We start from the raw sequence: 21720 nt of genomic DNA, 5'->3' as shown, positions 1-21720 counted from the left end.
TAACCGATGAATACCGCAGTCGAGCCCGTACTGAGCGCTCCCCGCATCCGGCCCCAACTTAGAGGGTTGATGCCGGGCTGGTACGGTATCGGCTGGGGCACGGCTCTACTGGTGATGCTTCCGGTGCTGGCCATTCTCTGGCTGGCACTCTTCCCCACCGAAAATATCTGGCCACATCTGGCCTCGACGGTTCTGCCCGTTTATATCGAATCGACGCTGATCCTGATGGCCGGCACCGGCGCGCTATCGGTAACGATCGGCGTGGGCACCGCCTGGCTGGTCACGCTTTGCCACTTTCCGGGACGCCGACTATTCGAATGGGCACTGCTGCTGCCCTTTGCCATCCCCGCTTATGTAATCGCCTACCTCTACACCGACCTGCTGGAGTACGCGGGCCCGATCCAGGGCATGCTGCGCGACCTGTTCGGCTGGCAAAGCGCCCGGGACTACTGGTTCCCCGAGATCCGCTCCATGGGCGGTGCGATCACGATGCTGACGCTGGTGCTCTACCCCTACGTCTACCTGCTGGCGCGGGCGAGCTTCCTCGAACAGTCGATGAGCATCCGTGACGCCAGCCGCATGCTGGGCTGTACCCCCTGGCAAAGTTTTATCCGGGTATCCCTGCCGATCGCCCGTCCTGCCATCGCCGTCGGTCTGTCGCTGGTGTCGATGGAGACGATCAACGACTTCGGTACCGTTGACTACTTCGCGGTCAAGAGCATGACTGCCGGTATCTACGATGCCTGGCTCAACATGGGCAACGTGGGTGCGGCGGCACAGATCGCCAGCCTGATGATGATCTTCGTGGTGCTGCTGATCACGCTTGAGCGCATGGCCCGTGCCCGTTCGCGTCAATACACCAGCGCCGACCGCTACCGTACCATCGAGCGTTATCGACTGACGCCGGGGCGGGCCTGGCTGTGTACCCTGGCCTGCGCGCTACCGGTACTGTTCGGCTTCCTGATCCCCTTTGTCCGCCTCGCCGATATGTCGCTGGCACACCTGGACCAGTTCGCCGAAAACGACTTCCTCGGCTACGCCGGCAACAGCTTTACCCTGTCCGCCGGCTCCGCCCTGCTGGCACTGTCGATCGCCGTCGTGCTGGCCTACAGCAAACGTCTATACGCCAACCGCCCCTCTCTGCAGTTCGCTGCCCGCATGAGCAACCTGGGCTACGCCCTGCCCGGCGCGGTACTCGCCATCGGTGTTATCGTGCCGCTGGCGGCGTTCGATAACGGCGTGGATGCATTCATGCGCGAGCATTTCGGTATCAGCACCGGTCTGCTGCTCAGCGGCACCCCGTTCGCACTGATATTTGCTTACTGTGTGCGCTTCCTGGCGGTATCGGGCGGTTCGGTCGATTCGTCGCTGGGCAAGGTGACGCCCAACATGGATATGGCGGCACGTTCGCTCGGCGCCAACTCGCTGCGCACGCTGAGGGAGGTGCATCTGCCGTTGATAAAAGGCGGGCTACTGACCGCGGTGCTGGTGGTGTTCGTCGACTGCATGAAGGAGCTGCCGGCCACGCTGATCCTGCGCCCGTTCAACTACGACACCCTCGCTACGTTCGTCTACCAGTACGCCTCGGACGAACGCATAGAGCAGTGCGCCCCGGCGGCGCTGCTGATCGTGCTGGTGGGGATCATCCCGGTGATTCTGCTCAGTCGCACCATCACCGCCACACGCGCCAGCAGCTGAGGCAACGAGCTACACGGCAGTTTGAGGTAAAAACGGAAGCTACCGCTTACAAAAGCAGCGAGATTCGAGCGCGCTCAGCGCTCGACGAAGACGATAGGTCGATGTGGCGCCACATGCACCCCCAGGCGCTCGCCGATCGGGTAACGATGCATGCCGCTCTCCACCGCTTCCAGCTCCAACCCTGTCTGCAACTTTAACCTGTACAGGGTCTGACTGCCCTGAAATTCACAACTGAGCACCTCGGCCGGCGCACCACCGTCCTGGGCCAACTGGATATCGGCCGGGCGCAGGAAGAGTTTCAACGGCACATTATCGATGCCGTCCCGCGCAAAGGGCTCGGCAAACTCCAGCTCACCCAGTTCGCAACGCAGCCGGTCCGGGCCCAACGCCACACCGCTGATCATGGTGCCCTTGCCGACGAAGGCGGCCACCTCCGGCGTCGCCGGTGTATAGAACAGCTCCTCCGGCGTGCCCCACTGCTGTACCCGCCCTCTCGACAACACACCGAGCCGGTCGCTGATGGTGAACGCCTCCTGCTGGTCATGGGTAACCATGATCGCGGCGATCTTCTGCCGTTTCAGGATTCGACGCATCTCGGCCGACAGCTGCCGTCGCAGATCGGCATCCAGGTTGGAGAACGGCTCATCCATCAACAGCAGGCGCGGCCTGGGCGCCAGCGCCCTGGCCAGGGCCACTCGCTGCTGCTGACCGCCGGACAGCTCATGCGGGTAGCGGCTGCCCAGATCGGGCAGCTCCACCAGCGCCAGCACCTCCGCCACCAGCGCCTGCTTCTCAGCGCGGCTGCGCCCCTTCAAGCCAAAGGCGATATTGTCGGCGATGCTCAGGTGAGGAAACAGCGCATAGTCCTGAAACACCATCCCCATGCCGCGCCGCTCCGGCGGCACGACAGAGGCCGCACTGCTGATCACCTCCCCCTCAAGACGTATCTCACCAGCCTGGGGCTCAATGAAACCGGCGATGGCGCGCAATACCGTGGTCTTGCCACATCCGCTTGGTCCCAGCAGGCAGGCGATCTCCCCCTCCTCGATCGAAAAACTGACTGAGTGCAGCACTTGGTGCCCCTGGTAGGCGCACTTAAGTTGTTCAACCGACAGCAGTTCGCGCATATATCCTCTGATCAATCCTGAACGGGGCTGGTTAACAAAAACCCCAGAGTCTAAGGGCCAATAATAATTGAAAATAATTCTTAATTACCAGCGATCGCCTGACGATACCGCTGCCAATCGAATGCAGAGCCCGGGTCCGTCTTGCGCCCCGGTGCGATATCGCTGTGGCCACAAATACGTTCCGGCTTGATGGCGGGATAACTCGCCATCAACGCCCGGGTCACCTCAACCAGCACGGCATACTGTGAGTCGCTATAGGGAGTATCGTCGTCACCTTCGAGTTCGATCCCGATCGAAAAATCGTTACACGCCTCCCGTCCCTGGAAGCTGGAGCGTCCCGCATGCCAGGCGCGCTTATCGAACGGCACGAACTGGGTGATACTCCCCGCCCGGTCGATCAACAAGTGGGCAGACACCTCAAGCTGGTGTATCTCCCGGTAGTAAGGATGCTCATCCGGATCGAGGCAGTTAGTGAACAGCTGGCGGATCCCCGCCCCGCCGAACTGCCCCGGCGGCAGGCTGATATTGTGGATAACCAGCAGCGAGATCTCCGCCTGCGGTCGCTCATTGCAGTTGGGGGAGGCGCAGTATTCGGCACCGACCAGCAGATGATCCTGTATGGGGCAGGGAAAATCGGACATGGGTTACTCAACAACAGCGGAAAGGATTAGAATATCGGCCCCCGACCTGGGCTGCAACGCGCCCCGCGTTTGGACGGGCTGAACGCGGAGCTATCCGCATCAGCCCTTCGTTTACCTCAACAACGCATAACTGACCAGTAACGCCTGAGCGCTCTGCCGGTGCCGCATAAATGCGGTGATGAAAGCTGTATCCGATGGCTTATCGTAACGGTAGAGGATCTTATAGTTTTCAACAGTAAGCTGTTGATAATCAGTTACGCCAATAAGATCCAATTCATGACAAACAGGGCAGCTGAGCGGACGATCAGAGAGCCGTTCGACCGCGATGTCGATCAAGCTGTCTGTCAATCGCAGGGCGCTCTCTTCACCCACGAAACTCACCATATAACGCGCTAGCATCGACAGCGTTTCAAACCCTGTTTCGGTGATTTCAACCCGGCTCATCCAGCCTGACCTTCCCTGCCTCAAACCGTTCCCGAAGTTTAGCCTTGGCTTGCGTTGCATCCAGCGTTGCACCGGAGCGGATATCACGCTCTGCCAAGTTCATCAATTTCAGTAACGCGATACCCTCATCGCGTAGTTGTGCCTGTTGCTCCGACTCAATTCGATATACCGGTTTACCACTCTGAGTGATGACCATGGGCTCTTCCAACTCCAGAGAGGCCGCATGACGTTTCAAATAGCTAATAGTTTCAGTTCGCATAAATCACTCCCGGACAAGAATAGACTAATGGTAGTCCACATATAGACCACTCTCAACGGCAAAGGCGAATAGAAGCCAACTCGTCCCGCATATACCCTGCCCCCTATATAGCAACGATTCGCTATACGGCAGCGATTCGCGGACATGGGTTACTCAACAATAGCGGAAAAGGCTAGAATATCGGCCCCGAACCTGGGCTGCAACGCGCCGATGCGGGCACTCAATCCGGCAGCTATATCGACACCCATTCGCGCTTACACTGGAGAACCCGATGCTGAACCTCGCTGATCTCAAAGCCGTTATCGAAGAGAACGTGCGCGCCGCGCTGGCGGAGGATATCGGCAGCGGCGATATCACCGCCGACCTGATCCCGGCAACCCAGCAAGCCAAGGGACGGGTAATCAGCCGCGAAGCGGCGACCATCAGCGGTACCGCCTGGGTCGACGAGGTGTTCCGCCAGGTCGATCCTTCGGTCTCGATCGAGTGGCAGGTGAAGGATGGCGACAGCGTCGAGCCGAACCAGGTGCTGTTTACCTTCAGTGGGCCAGCCCGCTCACTGCTGACCGGGGAGCGCGCGGCGCTGAACTTCCTGCAGACTCTGTCGGGTACTGCTACCGTCAGCCGCGCCTATGCCGACCGCGTGGCCGGCACCGGCGTCAAACTGCTCGACACCCGCAAGACCCTGCCGGGGCTGCGCATGGCACAGAAATACGCGGTCAGCTGCGGTGGCTGCTACAACCACCGTATCGGTCTGTACGATGCCTTCCTGATCAAGGAGAACCATATCCTCGCTTGCGGCGGCATCGCGGCCGCGATCAGCACAGCTAAAAGCATGCACCCGGGTAAGCCGGTCGAGGTGGAGGTGGAAACCCGCACCCAGCTGGAGGAAGCACTGGCAGCCGGCGCCGATATCATCATGCTGGACAACTTCACCACCGAGCAGATGAAAGAGGCAGTACAGTTCACTGCCGGCCGCGCCAAGCTGGAAGCCTCCGGCGGTATCACCGACGAAACCCTGGTGGAGTTCGCCAAGACAGGCGTGGATTACATCTCCATCGGCGCCCTGACCAAGCACTGCCGGGCGGTGGATCTGTCGATGCGGTTGCTTTGATATATTCAGAGTATCCGGGAAGCAGAGCCAGGATAAGGGACTCACGCCAGAGCAACGCACTATCATACGGTCGACGCTGAAGCGTTACTTTGGCGAAAACAGTCGTATCCTGCTCTTTGGATCACGCTTAGACGACAGCGCGCGTGGCGGTGATATCGATCTCTATATAGAACCCGAGATCCACTCAGCGGACGAACTGGTGGAAGCCCGACTGGACGCCATGGCCGATCTGCATCTGGCCCTCGGCGATCAGAAGATCGATCTGGTGATCAACCACCGCTACGCCAAAGCACTACCCACCTATACGATAGCCAAGGAAACGGGAGTACCTCTATGCCCCCTGGAACGTATCGGGAGATATACGATACGCACGCTGAACGTCTGCGCTGGGCCATGAATACGCTCCACAAAGCCTTTCCGCTCACGCCGCAGAAACTGGAGAGCCTGAGCCCGATCGACCTGGCGGTATTCGATCAGTTTATCGTACGTTTTTCCAAGCTACAGGAGATCATGGGAGCCATCAGTTCAGCCGCACAGTGGCTGAAACTGCGCGAAATGCGAAACCAGTTTGCGCACGACTACCCGGTTTATTCTTGATGGTAAAAATGTAGATATTGGTATCGAGCAAGTACTTGAGCATTAAAAACCTTCACGCTCCTGATCCGAGGGTTGCTCTCTCCCCGGCATGAAGTCGGCGGTAACATTCGGGCCGTCAAACCAGCTGTCCCATGATTCTCCCGCTGGAGTAATAATACGGGCATGCCCGATGGCTACCACCTCGACTCGCTTGACACTTTCAGGCAGTGCAACCGCTTTCGGCAGGCGCACGGCTTGAGTTCGATTGCTCTTGAAGACCGTGGATTCCATATTTCACCTCCGAAGGGATATACGCTCGGTATAACCATTAATAAAGATCACCCCTGATATATCAATACGTCTTGTCGGTACTCACTCACAACGCGCAGCGCCGACCTGAACCCACTCATCATCGTTCTGGATCTGCAGCACATCGTAGACCTCGACCTCGGCCGGGGTGATGCCATGTTTGAGCATCAGGTTGCACACACGACGCGCGTCCGAATCGCGGCTGGTACCATCGGGAATCACACCAACTCCGATACGGTGGCCCTTGTCCCACCACACGGGGCGTGCGGGGAAGGTGGAATCCTGGGCGAGTTCTGCTTCGACACGAGTACGTGTTTCGGCGGGGATCTCGGTTTTGCCGGATTCGATGTACCAGGTCACCACTACGCTTAAGGCTATCAGAATAAGTATCACTAAACGCTTGTTAATCACGTGCATCCCCAATATCGACAGAACTGTTGCACGGAGTCTGCCGAGATTATGCGCCCGATACAAGCCAAGGAAATGAGGGTCAGAGTAAAAAACAATCTATCATCCTTCATGTGCTACCATCGACCCCATCTCATCTGCATGCCCAAGCAGGACGCTGGGCATACATCGTTCCATTCAAGGAAGAGCCTATGACAAGAAGACCAAGAATTTGCCCGGAAGGGATACCTCAGCACATAATCCAACGCGGCAATAATCGACAAGTCTGCTTCACCAAGGATGACGATTACGCCACCTACGCCCAGTGGCTTGCCGAGGCATCGGAACGCTACGAGGTGCAGATTCACGCCTGGGTATTCATGACCAACCACGTCCACTTGCTGGCCACACCTCTCAAGGAAGGCGCTCTGTCATCGATGATGCAACATCTCGGCCGTCGATACGTACGCTATTTCAACAACATGTACCAACGAACAGGTACTCTGTGGGAGGGGCGATTCAAATCGTGCCTTGTCCACTCCGAGCACTATTTACTGATCTGCCAGAGGTATATCGAGATGAATCCGGTCAAGGCCGGTATGGTACGGCACCCTTCTCAATACCATTGGAGCAGTTACCATGCCCACGCTCAGGGAGTAGATGCGGCGCTCTGGACCCCGCATGATCAGTATTTAAGCCTTGGGAAGAACAAGACCGAAAGACAGAAAACATATCGGGAGTTATTTGAGACCTCACTGCCGGAAGAGCAGGTCCAACATATTCGGCTGTCCGTCAACCAGGGGTTGCCGCTAGGCAACGACCGCTTTCGCGACGAGATTGAACGACTCACCGGCATCCGTCAGCAACCGCTGAAACCCGGCAGAAAGAAGGCACGCGAGTAATTTTTACTCTGACCCCGAATTCGAAATTCCACTCTGACCCCGAATTCGCCGAATTCGAGATTCTGCTAACAAAAAAGGGACCGCCTAAGCGACCCCTTTATCTGGGAGGGAGGGAAGAGTAATTTTTACTCTAGTAATTTTTACTCTGACCCCAAATTCCTCTTTATCTGGGAGGGAAGAGTAATTTTTACTCTGACCCCAAATTCCGCACCGGCATCCGTCAGCAACCGCTGAAACCCGGCAGAAAGAAGGCACGCGAGTAATTTTTACTCTGACCCCGAATTCGAAATTCCACTCTGACCCCGAATTCGAAATTCTGCTAACAAAAAAGGGACCGCCTAAGCGACCCCTTTATCTGGGAGGGAAGAGTAATTTTTACTCTGACCCCAAATTCCCTGACCCCAAATTCCCTGACCCTGAATTCCTATTAACGCTCAGGGCAACGGTTAGTAGCGATACCATCAGTACATGCCACCGACCACTCAAGGTTACCAGCAGGTGTCGCAGCAGCTGTAAAAGTCATCTCATCGTCATTTGCTGTAGGATCGATATCGTCACCAGCAGCACCACCTGCCTCGAATATAGTTGCGATGAAACCTGCCGTTGAAACAGTTGCTCCGCTGACCGCTACAGTCATATCCAGATGTGAGCCATAGAGGTTAGCAGAATAACCCGCAGCACTTGCAGGAGTGGACAAGTCACCAGTCTCAGAATAGTACTGCTCTACTGCTAATTTGTTTGTTCCAAAAATTGAAGGGGCTTCGGACAGTTTGGAACGAATGGTGTAGTCCTGATAAGCTGGCAGCGCGATCGCAGCCAGAATACCGATGATCGCCACAACGATCATCAATTCGATAAGGGTAAAGCCCTGTTGTTTTTTCATATTCATCGTCATCTCTCCAGCGAGTTAAAGTCCTTATTCCCAGACCACTACAAACCAAGCAAGAGCAGTGCCAAATGCAGCCACCCCGCATTCCATGCGGCCCGCAGCGTTCAGGTCGGGAAGAGCATAGGGCAAAGTCTGACACTTTGTCACCCCCTGCGTCAGAATTTGACAAACTCCCGTTTGAAATCCTGACGCCGATACTGCGCCAGGCATTACTCCAGGTCGTATTTCTTGATCCGGTAACGCAGCTGCCTCAGCGTCAGCCCCAGCTCCCGGGCGGCCGCAGTTCGATTCCAGTGATGGATCTCCAGCGCCTTGACCAGCTGCTCTCTCTCATCCTCACCGTCGGCATCACCGCTCATGACGAGCTCCCGCATACCCATCTGCTGACGAGTACGCGGACGCTCCTCCAGCGCCAGATCCTCGCAACGGATCAGGCTGTGCTCACAAAGCGCGGCGGCGCGTTCGAGAATATTTTCCAGCTCACGCACATTGCCCGGAAAGGGGTAGGCGATCAGCGCCGACAGCGCCTGGTCATCGATCTGCAACACCGGCTGGCTGTCACTATTACGCTGCGCAATCCGCTGCAGCAGGGCCCGGCTCAACAGCGGGATATCCTGCCGCCGCTCCCGCAACGGCGGCACCTTGAGCTCGATCACGTTGATCCGGTAGTACAGGTCTTCACGAAAGCGCCCCGCCTGCACCTCCTCATGCAGGCGCTTGTGGCTGGCACTCAGTATCCGCACATCGACCGGCTGCTCCTCCTCCGCCCCCAGGGGCCGAACCCGCCGCTCCTGAATCGCACGCAGCAGCTTCACCTGCATCGCCAGCGGCATATCGGCGATCTCATCGAGGAACAGGGTGCCCCCCTCCGCGGCCTGGAAAAAGCCGCTGCGGTTGGCATGGGCGCCAGTAAAACTGCCCTTCAGATGGCCGAAAAACTCGGACTCCATCAACTCGGCCGGGATGGCGCCGCAGTTGACGGCGATGAAGGGCTGATCCCGCCGCTTGCTGCGGGCGTGGATCAGGCGGGCGATCACCTCTTTGCCCGAGCCCGACTCGCCGTTGATACAGACCGGCGCCTGGGTCTGCGCCAACTTGACGATCCGCTCCTTGAGCCGCTGCATGGCGGGCGACTCGCCCACCAGGCCAACACCGCTCTCCTCCGTCTCCGCGTCGTCTACCGGCCGGACGGCGTGGCCGACCAGGGCGCGCAGCTGCTCGATATCCAGGGGTTTGCTGACGCAATCGAAGGCGCCCGCGCGCATCGCCTCCACCGCCAGCTCCATATTGCCGTAGGCGGTGATCACCGCCACCGGCAGACCGGGCAGCTCTTGCGAGATCTGTTCCACGAGCTCCATCCCGCGGCCATCGGGCAGACGCATATCGGTAAGACAGAGATTGAATCGGTACTCATCAAGCAGGCGACGCGCCTCCTGCAGCGAGGCGGCGGCATACACGGTCACCCCCATGCGTCCCAAGGTAATCTCCAGCAGCGTACGCAGGTCCTCCTCGTCATCCACCACGAGAACGGTGGGCTGAGGGAGGGGGGTGGCTTTTGCGTCGATGTAAGTTCGCTCAGTCATCAATGGCCGGGGTTATCGGTCGTTCCATCGGAAAGGTGATAGCAAAGCAGCTACCACCGGTTTGCACAGGACTATACCGCAATTCGCAGTAGTTCGCTTCGCACAGCTCTCGGGCCAGATACAGACCGAGCCCGGAGCCATCGTGCCGGGTGGTAAAGAAGGGCTCGTAGATTCGCTGCTCCGTTTCGCTGTCGATCCCCCGGCCATTATCGCTGACCTCGATACAGGGGGTTGCCGATCTACCGGATCGATACACCCTGACGGCGATGGAGGCGACTCCCTGCTCAGGCTCGCCATGCTTCAGTGCGTTATCCAGCAGCAGCGTCAGCAGCCGGCGCAGATGGTCGGGATCGACACGCACCTGCAGATCCTCGCTGCCGTTTTCAATCGACAGGCTCAAGCGAGCATCCAGCTCGGGCCAACTCAAACGCCACTCGTCGCGTAACCTGGCAATCCAGTTTCCGAGTTGCAGATCCTGCCAGAACGGCGTTTTTCTTCGCGACAGGGTCAGGATCTCTTCGATCAGTCGATTCACTCTTTTCGATTGACCCAAAATAATGGCGACCAGCTTCTGCTCCTGCACGGCGAGCTCCGGCGACTCCGCCAACAGTTGCGCCGAATAGCTTATTGCGCCCAGGGGGTTGCGAATCTCATGGGCCAGACTCGCCGTCAGCCGGCCCAGGGCGGCCAGTTTTTCACGCTGGACTCGCGTGTTCTCGCTGTGGATATCCTCCAGCAGCAGTACCGCCCACTCCTCCCTGCCGGGTCCGGTGGCCGTAATCTGCAACCGTAATGGCGCCATCGACTCCGAGCCTACCGGCTGTCCCGCCCGCCAATGTTCCAGGGCGGTCGACAGCGTCGTTGACAGCTCGGCAAGCGGGCGATGAAGTTGCGCCGACGGCGACACACCGAATAGCTGCCCCGCTGATGGATTGATCATACGGATCAGGTTTTCGGCATCGACGACAACCACCCCCTCCTCCATGCGCTGGACAATAAAGGTGTTAAGCTCGGTCAGGCTCGCCAGATCGAGCTCTCGCTTGCCGGCCAATCGATGGGTATCGGCCATGTTTCGCCCCACCACCGTACTGACCAGCGCAATGGCGAGCTGGGTTGCCGACAACGCCCCCAACTCCGCCAGTGGATAGGGCTGAGTACCCAATAGCTGATGTGCCAGCGTGCTGCCCAGCATCCCCAGTATCGCAACGGCGGAGTAGAGCTGCGTTCCCGCACCGGGCTGCCAGAATCCGGCAAAGCAGACCGGTACCAACATCAGGATGGCGTAGATACCGGTAGGATCGCCACTGGCAAAGCCCAGAAGCGAGAGGGCAGCAAGATCCGATATCACCTGCAGGCCGAAGGGTGTGCCGTGGGGATCCCGGCGGTTAACACTGAAACCGGAGCCGATCGCAAATACGAAATAGAGCAGCGCCACGATGCCGAACATATCGGGCTGCCAGATCTGGGGCAGCATGCCGCTGCGCGGTATGATCAGCAGGGATACCAGCAGCCCGCTCAACACGATTCGGTAGAGGCTGAAAACACGCAGCGCCCTTCGATCCAGGATTTCACTCATGGCGATTTGATCGTAAACATTTGATCGTAAACAGTAGATAACACATGGGATTTGCCAGAGTCTCGGGGCTGCTATAGAGTATTGACTCATACCCTATCCTCGGCCTGTTTGCAAAGACTTAAGGTACGGCACTTGTCAAAAGGATTTCAACCACTTAGCGGTCTCGCCAAACGCCTTGTCAACGACGGAGCGTTCTCGGCAGAAGTGGCGATGGACGCGCTGAATCAGGCCCGCGATGCCAACAAGAGTTTCGTCAGCTTTATTATCTCCCAGCGCCTGGTCAGTGCCCACCGGGCCGCCTGTGCGGCATCCGAGGAGTTCGGTTTACCCCTGCTCGATCTGGATGCGTTCAGTGTCGACGCGATTCCCCAAGGATTGATCGCCGAAAATCTGATTGTGACCCATCGCGCGCTGCCGCTGATGCAGCGGGAGAACCGCCTGTTCGTGGCGATTGCCGACCCCACCAACCTTCAGGCGCTGGACGAGATCAAGTTTCACACAGGCATCACCACCGAAGCGGTGATCGTCGAAGAGGACAAGCTGGCACGGCGTATCGAAAGTTTCCTCGATGGCGGCAACGAGGCCCTGGGAGAGCTGGAGGATGCCGACCTCGACAATATCGAGGCGGAAGATACCAGCAAGAGGAAAGAGGAGGAGTCGGCGGAAGATGCCGCTTCCGACGCACCGATCGTCCGCTTTATCAACAAGGTGCTGCTGGACGCGATCAAGAACGGCGCCTCGGATATCCATTTCGAGCCCTATGAAAAGGCCTACCGTATCCGCTGCCGTATCGACGGTATCTTGCAGGAGGTCAGCAAGCCGCCCACCAATCTGGCCTCTCGTTTGTCAGCACGTTTGAAGGTGATGTCCAATATGGATATCGCCGAGAAGCGCGTGCCCCAGGATGGCCGTATCAAGCTCAAGGTATCGGACAAACGCTCGATCGATTTCCGTGTCAACACCCTGCCGACGCTTTGGGGCGAGAAGATCGTACTGCGTATTCTCGACCCGACCAGCGCGACCATCGGGGTCGATGCCCTGGGCTTCGAGCCGGATCAGCGTGAGGTATACATGAGCACGCTGCAGCGGCCGCAGGGGATGGTGCTGGTAACCGGCCCCACAGGCTCGGGTAAGACGGTAACGCTCTACACTGGCCTCAATATCCTCAACACCGAGGAGCGCAATATCTCCACCGCGGAGGATCCGGTGGAGATCAATATGGAGGGGATCAACCAGGTCCATGTAAACCCCAAGGTGGGCCTCACCTTCGCCGAAGCGCTGCGCTCCTTCCTGCGCCAGGACCCGGACGTGGTGATGGTCGGCGAGATCCGTGACCTGGAGACCGCCGAGATCGCGATCAAGGCTGCGCAAACCGGTCATATGGTGCTGTCTACACTGCACACCAACAGCGCACCGGAAACCCTGACCCGACTGCGCAATATGGGCGTGCCATCGTTTAACATCGCAACCTCGGTCAGTCTGATCATTGCGCAACGTCTGGCGCGTCGCCTGTGCGAGTCCTGCAAGAAACCGGCGTCCATACCCGAGGCTTCGCTGATCGAAGAGGGTTTCACGCCTGACCAGCTCAAGTCGTTGAACCTGTTTGAAGCGAATCACGACGGCTGTGCCAGATGCAATCGCGGCTACAAGGGCCGGGTCGGTATCTATGAGATGCTGGTGATGACGACGGAGATCGCCGAATGCATCATGGAAAATGGCAACTCTCTGGATATACTGCGTGTTGCGCGCGAGCAGGGTTTCAGAACCCTGCGTCAATCGGGTCTATTGAAGGTCGCGAACGGCCTGACCAGTCTCGAAGAGATGAACAGGGTAATCAAGGTCTGACCCTGAAAGCAGCGCACCCAACCAAGCCAAGCAGATGAAAAGGCACCCGATATGGCGACGAAAATCAAGGAAGCGAAACGCATCACCTTTGCCTGGCAGGGAAAAGACAAGAGCGGCAACAAGAGCAAGGGCAAGATAGATGCGGAGAGCATCGCTGCCGCCAAGACGCTGCTGCGCAAGCAGGGGATAAATCCAAGCAGAGTTGCCAAGGATCGAGGCGGACTCTTTAGCGGCGGGCGGAACAAGCCGATCAAGCCACTGGATATCGCCTTTTTTACCCGCCAGATGGCGACGATGATGAAGGCGGGCGTTCCGCTGATCCAAGGTCTGGATATCGTCGGCAACGGTGCTGAAAAGGTAAAGCTGAAAGATCTGATCGGCAAGATCAGGAGCGATGTCAGTGGGGGTACCGATTTTTCTACTGCGCTGTCCAAACACCCCGAGTATTTCGATGACCTGTTTTGCAGCCTTGTCGGTGCCGGTGAAGCATCGGGCCAACTGGAAACCATGCTGGATCGCGTCGCGACTTACAAGGAGAAGATCGAGTCGCTGAAAGCCAAGATTAAAAAGGCGCTGACCTACCCGACCGCCGTGATTATCGTAGCGATTGTTGTAACCGCAATTCTATTGGTAAAAGTTGTACCGGTTTTCGACGATGTATTCAGTAGTTTTGGTGCGGAACTACCCGCGTTCACGCTCTGGGTTATCGGCCTGTCGGAGATAGCGCAAAAGTATTGGTTTTTCGTGATGCTAGGACTAATCACGGCAATCGTGGCTTTTGTTCAGGCACGAAAAAAATCGGAAAGATTTTCCGACTTCGTTGATCGGACAATGCTCAAGATTCCCATTATCGGCCCCATTATCAAGGAAGCGATCATCGCCCGCTTCGCGCGAACTCTGGCTACCACCTTTGCTGCGGGTGTTCCTCTGGTGCAGGCCTTGGACTCCACCGCCGGCGCGGCCGGCAATGTGGTCTACCGTAATGCTACACTGCAGATCCGTAACGGGGTATCCACCGGTCAGTCGCTGACCAATGCCATTAGTATGACCGGCGTTTTTCCGGTCATGGTGGTGCAGATGGTCTCGATTGGCGAGGAAGCCGGTTCTCTCGATATGATGCTGGACAAGGTGGCCAGTTTCTACGAGGAGGCGGTCGATAACGCGGTCGACAACCTGTCCAGCCTGCTGGAACCGATGATCATGGCGATCCTGGGTGTGCTGGTGGGCGGCCTGGTTATCGCCATGTACCTGCCGATCTTCCAGCTGGGTAACGTGGTTTAAGGATACATTCAGGCTTGTCTTCTGTAATCGACCTATTGGTTCAACCGGGGCTCGCTACAGGCGTAGCAGCCCTTGTTCTCTCGTTGATGGTCGGCAGTTTTCTGAATGTGGTGATCTACCGGCTCCCGGTGATGATGGAGCGCGAGTGGCAGGCCCAACTTGCTGAGGATGATCAATCAGAACAGGCCGACGAGCCATTCAACCTGGCGGTTCCCGCCTCTCGTTGCGGCAACTGCGGCCATCTGATCCGCTGGTATGAAAATATTCCGCTGCTCAGTTATATCGCACTCAGAGGGCGGTGCAGCGGATGCGCTACTTCCATATCCCTGCGCTACCCCGCCGTCGAACTACTGACCGGATTACTGGGTGGCTTTATCGGCTGGCACTTTGGACTGGGACTGGAAGGCGCGGGATTGCTGGCGCTGACCTGGAGTTTTATCGCGCTGACCTTTATCGATATCGATCATCAGCTGCTGCCCGACCGGCTGACCCTACCCCTGCTTTGGCTCGGGTTACTGCTCAATAGCCAAGGCACCTTCACCTCCCTGGAGCATGCCGTCTACGGAGCGGCAGCGGGGTATCTGGTGCTCTGGAGCGTATACTGGATCTTCAAGCTGCTGACCGGCAAGGAGGGGATGGGTTATGGTGATTTCAAGCTGCTGGCGGCAATCGGTGCCTGGGGCGGGTTCGAAGTTTTACCCCTGACTATTCTGCTGTCGTCGGTAGTCGGCGTTGTGCTGGCGCTCTCGCTAATGGCTGCCAAGCGGCATCAAGCCGCCAACCCTCTGCCCTTCGGCCCCTATCTCGCCATCGCCGGATGGATTGCGCTTATCTGGGGCGCTCAGATCAATGACTGGTACCTGGGTATGCTGCTGGTCTGATCTGCACAGCCCTTAGTGCAGCTTGGGCGTAAATACCTGCTCCTCGGCCTCTAAACCGGTGCTGTAGTCGTCCATACTCGGCTCCAGCGGTATCTGGTACCCTTCGCTTGCCCACTCACCCAGATCGATCAGACGGCAACGCTTGCTGCAGAAGGGACGGTAACTGTTTTCCGGGCTGTACAGGGTCGGCTTGCCGCATTGCGGGCAGTTGATGGTTTTGGTCATAACTCGTTCTTTATCGCTCACTGCTTTTTTAGTTAGCACGCACCACAGGTTATCCGGCACACCTACTCCCCACACGCTTGTTTGAGCAAGGCGTGATGAATGCGCTCGACCTGTTCACGCAGCGCGGCCAGGTCGCCGCGGTTGTCTATAAGATAGTCGGCTCGGGCAGATCTGGCCTGCCGACTCATCTGTGCCGCCAGGATCTGTTCGACCTGCTCGCGATCGACCCCGTCACGGGCCAGGGTTCTCTCCATCTGGGTCTGCTCGTCTACATCGACCACGATGACCTGATCGACCAACCGGTCCTGCCCGCTCTCGATCAACAAAGGCGAGACCAGTATCAGGTAGGCAGGTCCCGTCTGAGAGATGCGCTCGACGATACGCTCACGTATCAATGGATGAAGCAGCGCCTCAAGCCATGCCTTTTCACTGTTGTCGTTAAAAATAATCTCGCGCAGGCGGGCACGATCTAGACCGCCGTCGGAAAGCAGGACTTCGCTACCGAAGTGATCGGCGATGCGTTGCAACGCCGATTCACCGGGCTGAACCACCTCTCGTGCGATGATGTCGGCATCGATAACCGGTACGCCCAGCTCGGCAAACAGCGCCGTCGCGGCGCTCTTGCCGCTACCGATGCCGCCGGTCAAACCTACCTTCAGTGGAGCATTCATACGCCCTCACTCCACCACGAGGAGATCGATGCGATCCCCTGTGCGCCATGCTGCCAAGCGGCATCCAGATCGGTGTCCAGCAAACCGCCCAGTGCATAGGCGGGTATCGCACACTGCTCGGTCAGTTCACGGAATTTTCTCCATCCCAGCACCGGGGCACCGGGATGCGAGGCGGTCGGCGCCACCGGCGACAGGGTGACGAAGTCCAGTCCCAGCGACTCCGCTCGCCGCAGCTCTTCAAGATTATGACAGGAGGCGCTGAGCCAGCGCCCGGCAAACCGGTCGCGAGATCTCAATGCCATCAAACGTTGGGCTGTCAGATGCAGACGGTCGGCGCCCAGCGCATTCGCCAGTTCAATCGAACCATTCAAGATCAGGGCTAAGTCAGCGGCATCGCACAACGGCCTCAAAACCCCATAGTGACGAGACAACTCCTCTTCACTCAGAGTCGGTGATCTGAGCATCAGCAGTTGCCCCTGCTGATTTAACAAAGGTTGCACGCGCCGAAGAAGCTCGACTTCTCGCTCTTCGGGGGAAGCTCCCAGTGCAGCAATATCACCGGTAATCGACAGCCGATCCGGCAACTGCGCCGCAGCCACTATAGGCCCGTTCGCCGCCGGAAACTGGTAATCGACCAGCGCCCCGGGCTCCACCCAGCGGATCGGCTGCCCTTCACGCCCATGAGCCTCACCGCCAAAACGCTCGACACGCCAGACATCCAGCAGCACCGATTTATCCGGATAGTGGTGGGTGATGCGGATCTGTGGGCGGGCATGCTCGACCTGAATGCCAAGCTCCTCATCGAGCTCCCGTCTGAGCGCCAGCTCGACCGGTTCACCGGACTCGACCTTGCCGCCGGGAAACTCCCAGAGTCCGCCCTGGTGTTGCGACGCATCGCGTTTGGCGATCAGTATTCGACCTTGTGAGTCGACGATGATCGCCGCGGCAACGTGGATCAATTTCGTGTTCGACATCTGAATCAGCTACGGTAGTCCGCATTGATATGGACGTACTCGGTGGACAGATCGGTGGTCCAGACCGATTCGCGCACATCGCCACGCTTGAGCACGACATGGATCAGGATCTCCTCGCCATCCATCACCGCCTGCCCCTGCTCTTCGGTATAACCGGCTGCGCGGCCGCCCTTCTCGACGATGCAAACGTCGTTAAGGTAGATCTCCAGCGCATTCAGATCCAGATTCTGCACTCCGGCACGGCCGACGCAGGCGAGGATACGACCCCAGTTGGGGTCGGAGGCGTAGAGTGCGGTCTTGACCAGTGGCGAGTGGGCGATGGTGTACGCCACCTGCAGCGCCTCTTCGACGCTGGCCGCCTGCTCGACACGCACCTCGACGAATTTGGTCGCACCCTCGCCGTCCCGCACGATCGCCTGCGCCAGGTTGAGCATGATCCGGTTCAGTGCCGCCACGAACAGATCGGCCGACTCGCTACTCTCGGCATCGATACTGACACCGCTGCGGCCGGTCGCGACCAGGATGCAGGAGTCGTTGGTGGAGGTATCGCCGTCGATGGTGATACGGTTGAACGACCTGTCCGCCGCCCGGGACAACCACTGCTGCAGCAACGGCTGGGGGACAGCCGCGTCGGTGGCGACGTAACCGAGCATGGTGGCCATGTTCGGCATGATCATACCGGCGCCCTTGGAGATACCGGTCAAGGTAACGGTCTTGCCCTGGTACTCGAACTGCTCGCAGGCGGCCTTGGCGCGGGTATCGGTGGTCATGATGCCGTGCGCGGCATTGAGCCAGTTGTTGTCGTTCAGGTCCGCCTTGGCGTCGTCGAGCACCGCTACGATCTTATCCACAGGCAGGGGTTCGCCTATCACGCCGGTCGAGAACGGCAGCACCGCCTCACGCGCCACACCTGCAAGCTCCGCAACCGCATCACAGCAGCGAACGGCATCCGCCATCCCCTGCTCGCCGGTACCCGCATTGGCGTTGCCGGTGTTGACCAGCAGGTAGCGAATGGCGCCCGAGGCCAGATGCTTTTTCGATAGCGTGACCGGCGCGGCGCAGAACGCATTCTTGGTGAACACACCGGCAACAGACGCGCCTTCGCACACCTCCATCAGCACCACATCACGGCGCCCCGGCTTTTTGATGCCGGCACTGGCAATACCGATGCGGAAGCCATCGACGGGTTTCAGTTCGGGCAGAGTATCGGGACCTACAGCCATTATTCATACCTCTCAAAAAAGAAAGCCCCGCTATTGCGCCTGAACGCCATGGATGGCGTGAATGCAGCTTTTGCAGGAGCATAAAGCTGCCTGCGCCCGCGGGATACAGTACATCCTGTACATAAAAAGCAGCCGAAGCTGCTTCAAAAAATATAGGGATTTATCTGCACACGACCGTCAGAGACGGCCATGACACTGTTTGTATTTCTTGCCGGAACCGCAGGGGCAGGGGTCGTTGCGTCCGACCTTGGGATGATCGCGCACGACGGTGGCGACACCGCCCTCGTCAGCGGCTGCCTGCGCCTGCCGAGACTCGGCCTGAGCCTGCTCTTCGGCGACTGCCGAACTCTGCGCATGCTGGAAGTCCATCTGCTGACGGGCCGCCTGCTCGCGACGCTCGCGCTCCATCGCCTCCACATCTTCGGGCTGGCGCACCTGAACATGGCTGAGGATACGGATCACATCGCGCTTGATGTTCTCAAGCAGGTTCTGGAACAGGTTGAACGCTTCGCGCTTGTACTCCTGCTTCGGGTTTTTCTGGGCATAACCGCGCAGGTGAATACCCTGGCGCAGCAGGTCCATGGTCTGCAGATGCTCCTTCCACAACGTATCGATCACCTGCAGCATCACCTGCTTCTCGAACATGCGCATGGTTTCGGCACCGACCAGCGCCTCTTTGGCGCGATAGGCACCGACGATCGATTCGTGAATCCGCTCACGCAACGGCTCTTCATGCAGGCTGTCATCCTCGTCCAGCCACTGCTGCAATGGCAGCTTGACGGCGAAGTCGCTCTCCAGTGACTTCTCCAGCCCCGCCACGTCCCAGGTCTCCTCCAGGCTCTGCGGCGGAATATACTCGTTGATCAGGTTGTCGATCACCTCGGTACGTACCGCATCCACGGTATCGGAGATATCGTCCGTCTCCATCAGCTGGTTGCGCTGATCGTAGATCACCGAACGCTGATCGTTGGAGACGTCATCGTACTCGAGCAGGGTTTTACGGATATCGAAGTTGCGCCCCTCGACCTTGCGCTGGGCCTTCTCTATCGCGTTGCTGACCATCTTGTGCTCGATCGCTTCGCCCTTCTCCATCCCCAGCGCCTGCATGAACTGACGTACGCGGTCGGAGGCGAAGATGCGCATCAGGTCATCTTCCAATGACAGGAAGAAGCGTGAGGAACCCGGATCGCCCTGGCGACCGGCACGGCCACGCAGCTGGTTATCGATACGGCGGGATTCATGACGCTCGGTACCGATGATGTGCAGACCGCCGGCTTCGATCACGATATCGTGACGCTTGCGCCACTCCTGAGTCGCTTCATCGACCTGGGCCTGGCTATCATCCTCGAGTGCTTCCAGCTCCGCTTCCAGCTTGCCGCCGAGCTTGATGTCGGTACCGCGACCGGCCATGTTGGTGGCGATGGTCACAGCGCCCGGACGGCCCGCTTCGGCGATGATCTCGGCCTCGCGGCCATGGTTCTTGGCGTTGAGCACGTTATGCGCAATCCCTTCGCGCTTGAGCAGCGCGGAGATCAGTTCGGAGGACTCCACCGAAGCGGTACCCACCAGCACCGGACGGTTGTTCTCCTGGCAGTGGCGGATCTCCTTGACGATCGCCTGGTACTTCTCCTCCATGGTCAGGTAAACCAGGTCGTTGTAATCGATACGCGCTACCGGACGGTTGGTGGGGATGACCACCACATCCAGGCCGTAGATCTGACGCAGCTCGAACGCCTCGGTATCGGCGGTACCGGTCATGCCGGAGAGCTTTTCATACAGACGGAAGTAGTTCTGGAAGGTGGTGGATGCCAGGGTCTGGCTCTCCTGCTGGATCGCCACCCCCTCTTTCGCCTCCACGGCCTGATGCAGGCCTTCCGACCAGCGGCGTCCCGGCATGATACGCCCGGTGTGCTCGTCGACGATCACCACCTGACCGTTCTGAACGATGTAGTCCTTGTCACGCTGGAACAGGTAGTGGGCGCGCAGACCGGCCAGGACGTGGTGCAGCAGGTTCAGGTTCTGCGGCGCGTAGAGGCTCTCGCCCTCCTGCAGCAGACCGGCCTCGATCAGCAGATCCTCGACCAGCTGGTGACCGGCTTCGGTCAGCTCGACACTGCGGTTTTTCTCGTCGACGCTGAAATGCTCCTCGATCACCTGCTCGGTGTCTTTAGGGTCGATCTCACCGTGGAACTGCTTCAGACGCGGGATCAGCTGATTGATCGCCTTGTAGGTGGCCGAGCTGTCCTCCGCAGGACCGGAGATGATCAACGGCGTGCGCGCCTCGTCGATCAGGATGGAGTCGACCTCGTCGACCACCGCGTAGTTGAAGTCGCGCTGTACCTTGTCGGCAACGCTGAACGCCATGTTGTCACGCAGGTAATCGAAGCCGAACTCGTTGTTGGTGCCGTAGGTGATATCGCACGCGTAGGCGGCACGCTTCTCCTCCGAACTCTGTCCGGACAGGATCACGCCGACGCTCAGACCCAAGGCTTCATACAGCGGGCGCATCCACTCGGCATCGCGGCTGGCCAGGTAGTCGTTGACGGTGACCACGTGAACGCCCTTGCTCTCCAGCGCATTCAGGTAGACCGCCAGTGTCGCCACCAGGGTTTTACCCTCACCGGTGCGCATCTCGGCGACCTTACCGTCATGCAAGGCCATGCCACCGATCAACTGCACGTCGAAGTGGCGCATCCCCATCACCCGCTTGGACACTTCGCGTGCATTGGCGAACGCCTCCGGCAGCAGGTGGTCGAGTGACTCACCCTCCTCAAGCCGTTTCCGGAAGCCGGCGGTCAGCGCCCTGAGCTCCTCGTCCGAGAGCTGTTCGAACTCCGGCTCCAGCGCATTGATCTGCTTGACGATCCGTCCCATCCGTTTGAGTTCGCGATCGTTCTTACTTCCGAAAACTTTCTTGAGTAGTGATGTCAGCATAATTCGACTTTTAACCGGTTGAATGCAAAGCGGGTCGGGCTCATCCCGAGGGGTGTCTGCATGACTGGATTAACGGCACATTCTACCTAATATTGGGCCGGATAGTAGAATGGCAAGTGAAGATTAAAACGCAACGGGGCCGAACCTGAGTTCGACCCCGCTGTTAAGATCCCGTTGCCACAGG

21 protein-coding genes and 1 pseudogene are annotated in these 21720 nt (G+C 58.5%); 8 read left to right on the top strand and 14 right to left on the bottom strand.

The window, feature by feature from the left end; genetic code table 11:
* Positions 1–6 precede the first annotated feature (6 nt).
* The gene (locus tag KQ940_RS03530; RefSeq protein ID WP_217411748.1) at positions 7–1698 is read left to right on the top strand and encodes an ABC transporter permease; all 1692 of its coding nucleotides are present in this window, start codon (positions 7–9) and stop codon (positions 1696–1698) included.
* 74 nt (positions 1699–1772) lie between these two features.
* Here KQ940_RS03530 and KQ940_RS03525 read toward each other — a convergent pair whose 3' ends face one another.
* The 4 genes from KQ940_RS03525 to KQ940_RS03510 all read right to left on the bottom strand — a co-directional run bounded on the left by KQ940_RS03525 (position 1773) and on the right by KQ940_RS03510 (position 4169).
* Positions 1773–2825 carry an ABC transporter ATP-binding protein gene (locus KQ940_RS03525; RefSeq protein WP_217411746.1) on the bottom strand — a complete coding sequence of 351 codons (1053 nt, stop codon included), beginning with the start codon at positions 2823–2825 and terminating at the stop codon, positions 1773–1775.
* An 80-nt stretch (positions 2826–2905) separates the two neighbouring features.
* Positions 2906–3466 carry a 1,6-anhydro-N-acetylmuramyl-L-alanine amidase AmpD gene (ampD, locus tag KQ940_RS03520; protein WP_217411744.1) on the bottom strand — a complete coding sequence of 187 codons (561 nt, stop codon included), beginning with the start codon at positions 3464–3466 and terminating at the stop codon, positions 2906–2908.
* A gap of 111 nt (positions 3467–3577) precedes the next feature.
* Positions 3578–3910 carry a type II toxin-antitoxin system RelE/ParE family toxin gene (locus KQ940_RS03515; protein ID WP_217411742.1) on the bottom strand — a complete coding sequence of 111 codons (333 nt, stop codon included), beginning with the start codon at positions 3908–3910 and terminating at the stop codon, positions 3578–3580.
* A complete protein-coding gene (locus tag KQ940_RS03510) occupies positions 3897–4169 on the bottom strand; it encodes a type II toxin-antitoxin system Phd/YefM family antitoxin (RefSeq protein ID WP_217411740.1) in 273 nt (90 codons plus the stop codon). Before KQ940_RS03510 ends, KQ940_RS03515 begins: the two co-directional genes overlap by 14 nt.
* Positions 4170–4440: 271 nt before the next feature.
* Between KQ940_RS03510 and nadC the strand changes: the two genes are divergently transcribed.
* From nadC to KQ940_RS03495, 3 genes are all read left to right on the top strand, one after another.
* On the top strand, positions 4441–5280 hold the full coding sequence (gene nadC / locus KQ940_RS03505; RefSeq protein ID WP_217411738.1) for a carboxylating nicotinate-nucleotide diphosphorylase: 840 nt from the start codon (positions 4441–4443) through the stop codon (positions 5278–5280).
* Positions 5281–5479: 199 nt separating this feature from the next.
* On the top strand, positions 5480–5677 hold the full coding sequence (locus KQ940_RS03500; RefSeq protein WP_217411736.1) for a hypothetical protein: 198 nt from the start codon (positions 5480–5482) through the stop codon (positions 5675–5677).
* Positions 5674–5877: a hypothetical protein gene (locus KQ940_RS03495; protein WP_217411734.1), complete on the top strand. Its 204-nt coding sequence runs from the start codon at positions 5674–5676 to the stop codon at positions 5875–5877. Before KQ940_RS03500 ends, KQ940_RS03495 begins: the two co-directional genes overlap by 4 nt.
* 42 nt (positions 5878–5919) lie before the next feature.
* On the opposite strand, the gene vapB is transcribed toward KQ940_RS03495, so the two are convergent.
* Together vapB and KQ940_RS03485 are read right to left on the bottom strand one after the other, a co-directional pair.
* Positions 5920–6147, bottom strand: a complete 228-nt coding sequence (gene vapB / locus KQ940_RS03490) for a type II toxin-antitoxin system VapB family antitoxin (RefSeq protein WP_217411732.1) — start codon at positions 6145–6147, stop codon at positions 5920–5922.
* Between the two features lie 81 nt (positions 6148–6228).
* Positions 6229–6528: a hypothetical protein gene (locus KQ940_RS03485; protein WP_217411730.1), complete on the bottom strand. Its 300-nt coding sequence runs from the start codon at positions 6526–6528 to the stop codon at positions 6229–6231.
* Positions 6529–6764: 236 nt separating this feature from the next.
* On the opposite strand from KQ940_RS03485, the gene KQ940_RS03480 reads away from it, so the two are divergent.
* A complete protein-coding gene (locus tag KQ940_RS03480) occupies positions 6765–7454 on the top strand; it encodes a transposase (protein ID WP_217411728.1) in 690 nt (229 codons plus the stop codon).
* A gap of 780 nt (positions 7455–8234) precedes the next feature.
* On the opposite strand, the pseudogene KQ940_RS23170 reads toward KQ940_RS03480, so the two are convergent.
* The 3 genes and pseudogenes from KQ940_RS23170 to KQ940_RS03465 form a co-directional block, all read right to left on the bottom strand.
* Positions 8235–8337 (bottom strand): annotated as a pseudogene (locus KQ940_RS23170) (prepilin-type N-terminal cleavage/methylation domain-containing protein); the annotation flags it as partial.
* Positions 8338–8552: 215 nt separating this feature from the next.
* The gene (locus KQ940_RS03470; protein WP_217411726.1) at positions 8553–9926 is read right to left on the bottom strand and encodes a sigma-54-dependent transcriptional regulator; all 1374 of its coding nucleotides are present in this window, start codon (positions 9924–9926) and stop codon (positions 8553–8555) included.
* Positions 9919–11502 (bottom strand): sensor histidine kinase, encoded by a 1584-nt coding sequence (locus tag KQ940_RS03465; RefSeq protein WP_217411724.1) that lies wholly within the window; start codon positions 11500–11502, stop codon positions 9919–9921. The genes KQ940_RS03470 and KQ940_RS03465 overlap by 8 nt, the downstream gene beginning before the upstream one ends.
* 132 nt (positions 11503–11634) lie before the next feature.
* On the opposite strand from KQ940_RS03465, the gene pilB reads away from it, so the two are divergent.
* The 3 genes from pilB (at position 11635) to KQ940_RS03450 (ending at position 15509) form a co-directional block, all read left to right on the top strand.
* Positions 11635–13347 (top strand): type IV-A pilus assembly ATPase PilB, encoded by a 1713-nt coding sequence (gene pilB, locus KQ940_RS03460; RefSeq protein WP_217411722.1) that lies wholly within the window; start codon positions 11635–11637, stop codon positions 13345–13347.
* Between the two features lie 51 nt (positions 13348–13398).
* Positions 13399–14628 carry a type II secretion system F family protein gene (locus KQ940_RS03455; RefSeq protein WP_217411721.1) on the top strand — a complete coding sequence of 410 codons (1230 nt, stop codon included), beginning with the start codon at positions 13399–13401 and terminating at the stop codon, positions 14626–14628.
* An 86-nt stretch (positions 14629–14714) separates the two neighbouring features.
* A complete protein-coding gene (locus KQ940_RS03450) occupies positions 14715–15509 on the top strand; it encodes a prepilin peptidase (protein WP_217411719.1) in 795 nt (264 codons plus the stop codon).
* 12 nt (positions 15510–15521) lie between these two features.
* Here the strand turns inward: KQ940_RS03450 and KQ940_RS03445 are convergent, their stop codons facing one another.
* From KQ940_RS03445 to secA, 5 genes are all read right to left on the bottom strand, one after another.
* A complete protein-coding gene (locus tag KQ940_RS03445) occupies positions 15522–15734 on the bottom strand; it encodes a DNA gyrase inhibitor YacG (RefSeq protein WP_217411717.1) in 213 nt (70 codons plus the stop codon).
* A gap of 62 nt (positions 15735–15796) precedes the next feature.
* The gene (coaE, locus tag KQ940_RS03440; RefSeq protein ID WP_246589663.1) at positions 15797–16405 is read right to left on the bottom strand and encodes a dephospho-CoA kinase; all 609 of its coding nucleotides are present in this window, start codon (positions 16403–16405) and stop codon (positions 15797–15799) included.
* Positions 16402–17379, bottom strand: a complete 978-nt coding sequence (locus tag KQ940_RS03435; protein WP_217411715.1) for a Nudix family hydrolase — start codon at positions 17377–17379, stop codon at positions 16402–16404. Before KQ940_RS03435 ends, coaE begins: the two co-directional genes overlap by 4 nt.
* Before the next feature lie 5 nt (positions 17380–17384).
* A complete protein-coding gene (argJ, locus tag KQ940_RS03430; protein ID WP_217411713.1) occupies positions 17385–18602 on the bottom strand; it encodes a bifunctional glutamate N-acetyltransferase/amino-acid acetyltransferase ArgJ in 1218 nt (405 codons plus the stop codon).
* Between the two features lie 177 nt (positions 18603–18779).
* Positions 18780–21536, bottom strand: a complete 2757-nt coding sequence (gene secA / locus KQ940_RS03425) for a preprotein translocase subunit SecA (protein WP_281419179.1) — start codon at positions 21534–21536, stop codon at positions 18780–18782.
* Between the last annotated feature and the right edge of the window lie 184 nt (positions 21537–21720).

This window comes from Marinobacterium ramblicola (genome assembly GCF_019084545.1).
Classification (GTDB): domain Bacteria; phylum Pseudomonadota; class Gammaproteobacteria; order Pseudomonadales; family Balneatricaceae; genus Marinobacterium_D; species Marinobacterium_D ramblicola.
This window is presented reverse-complemented; position numbering and strand designations above follow the sequence as displayed.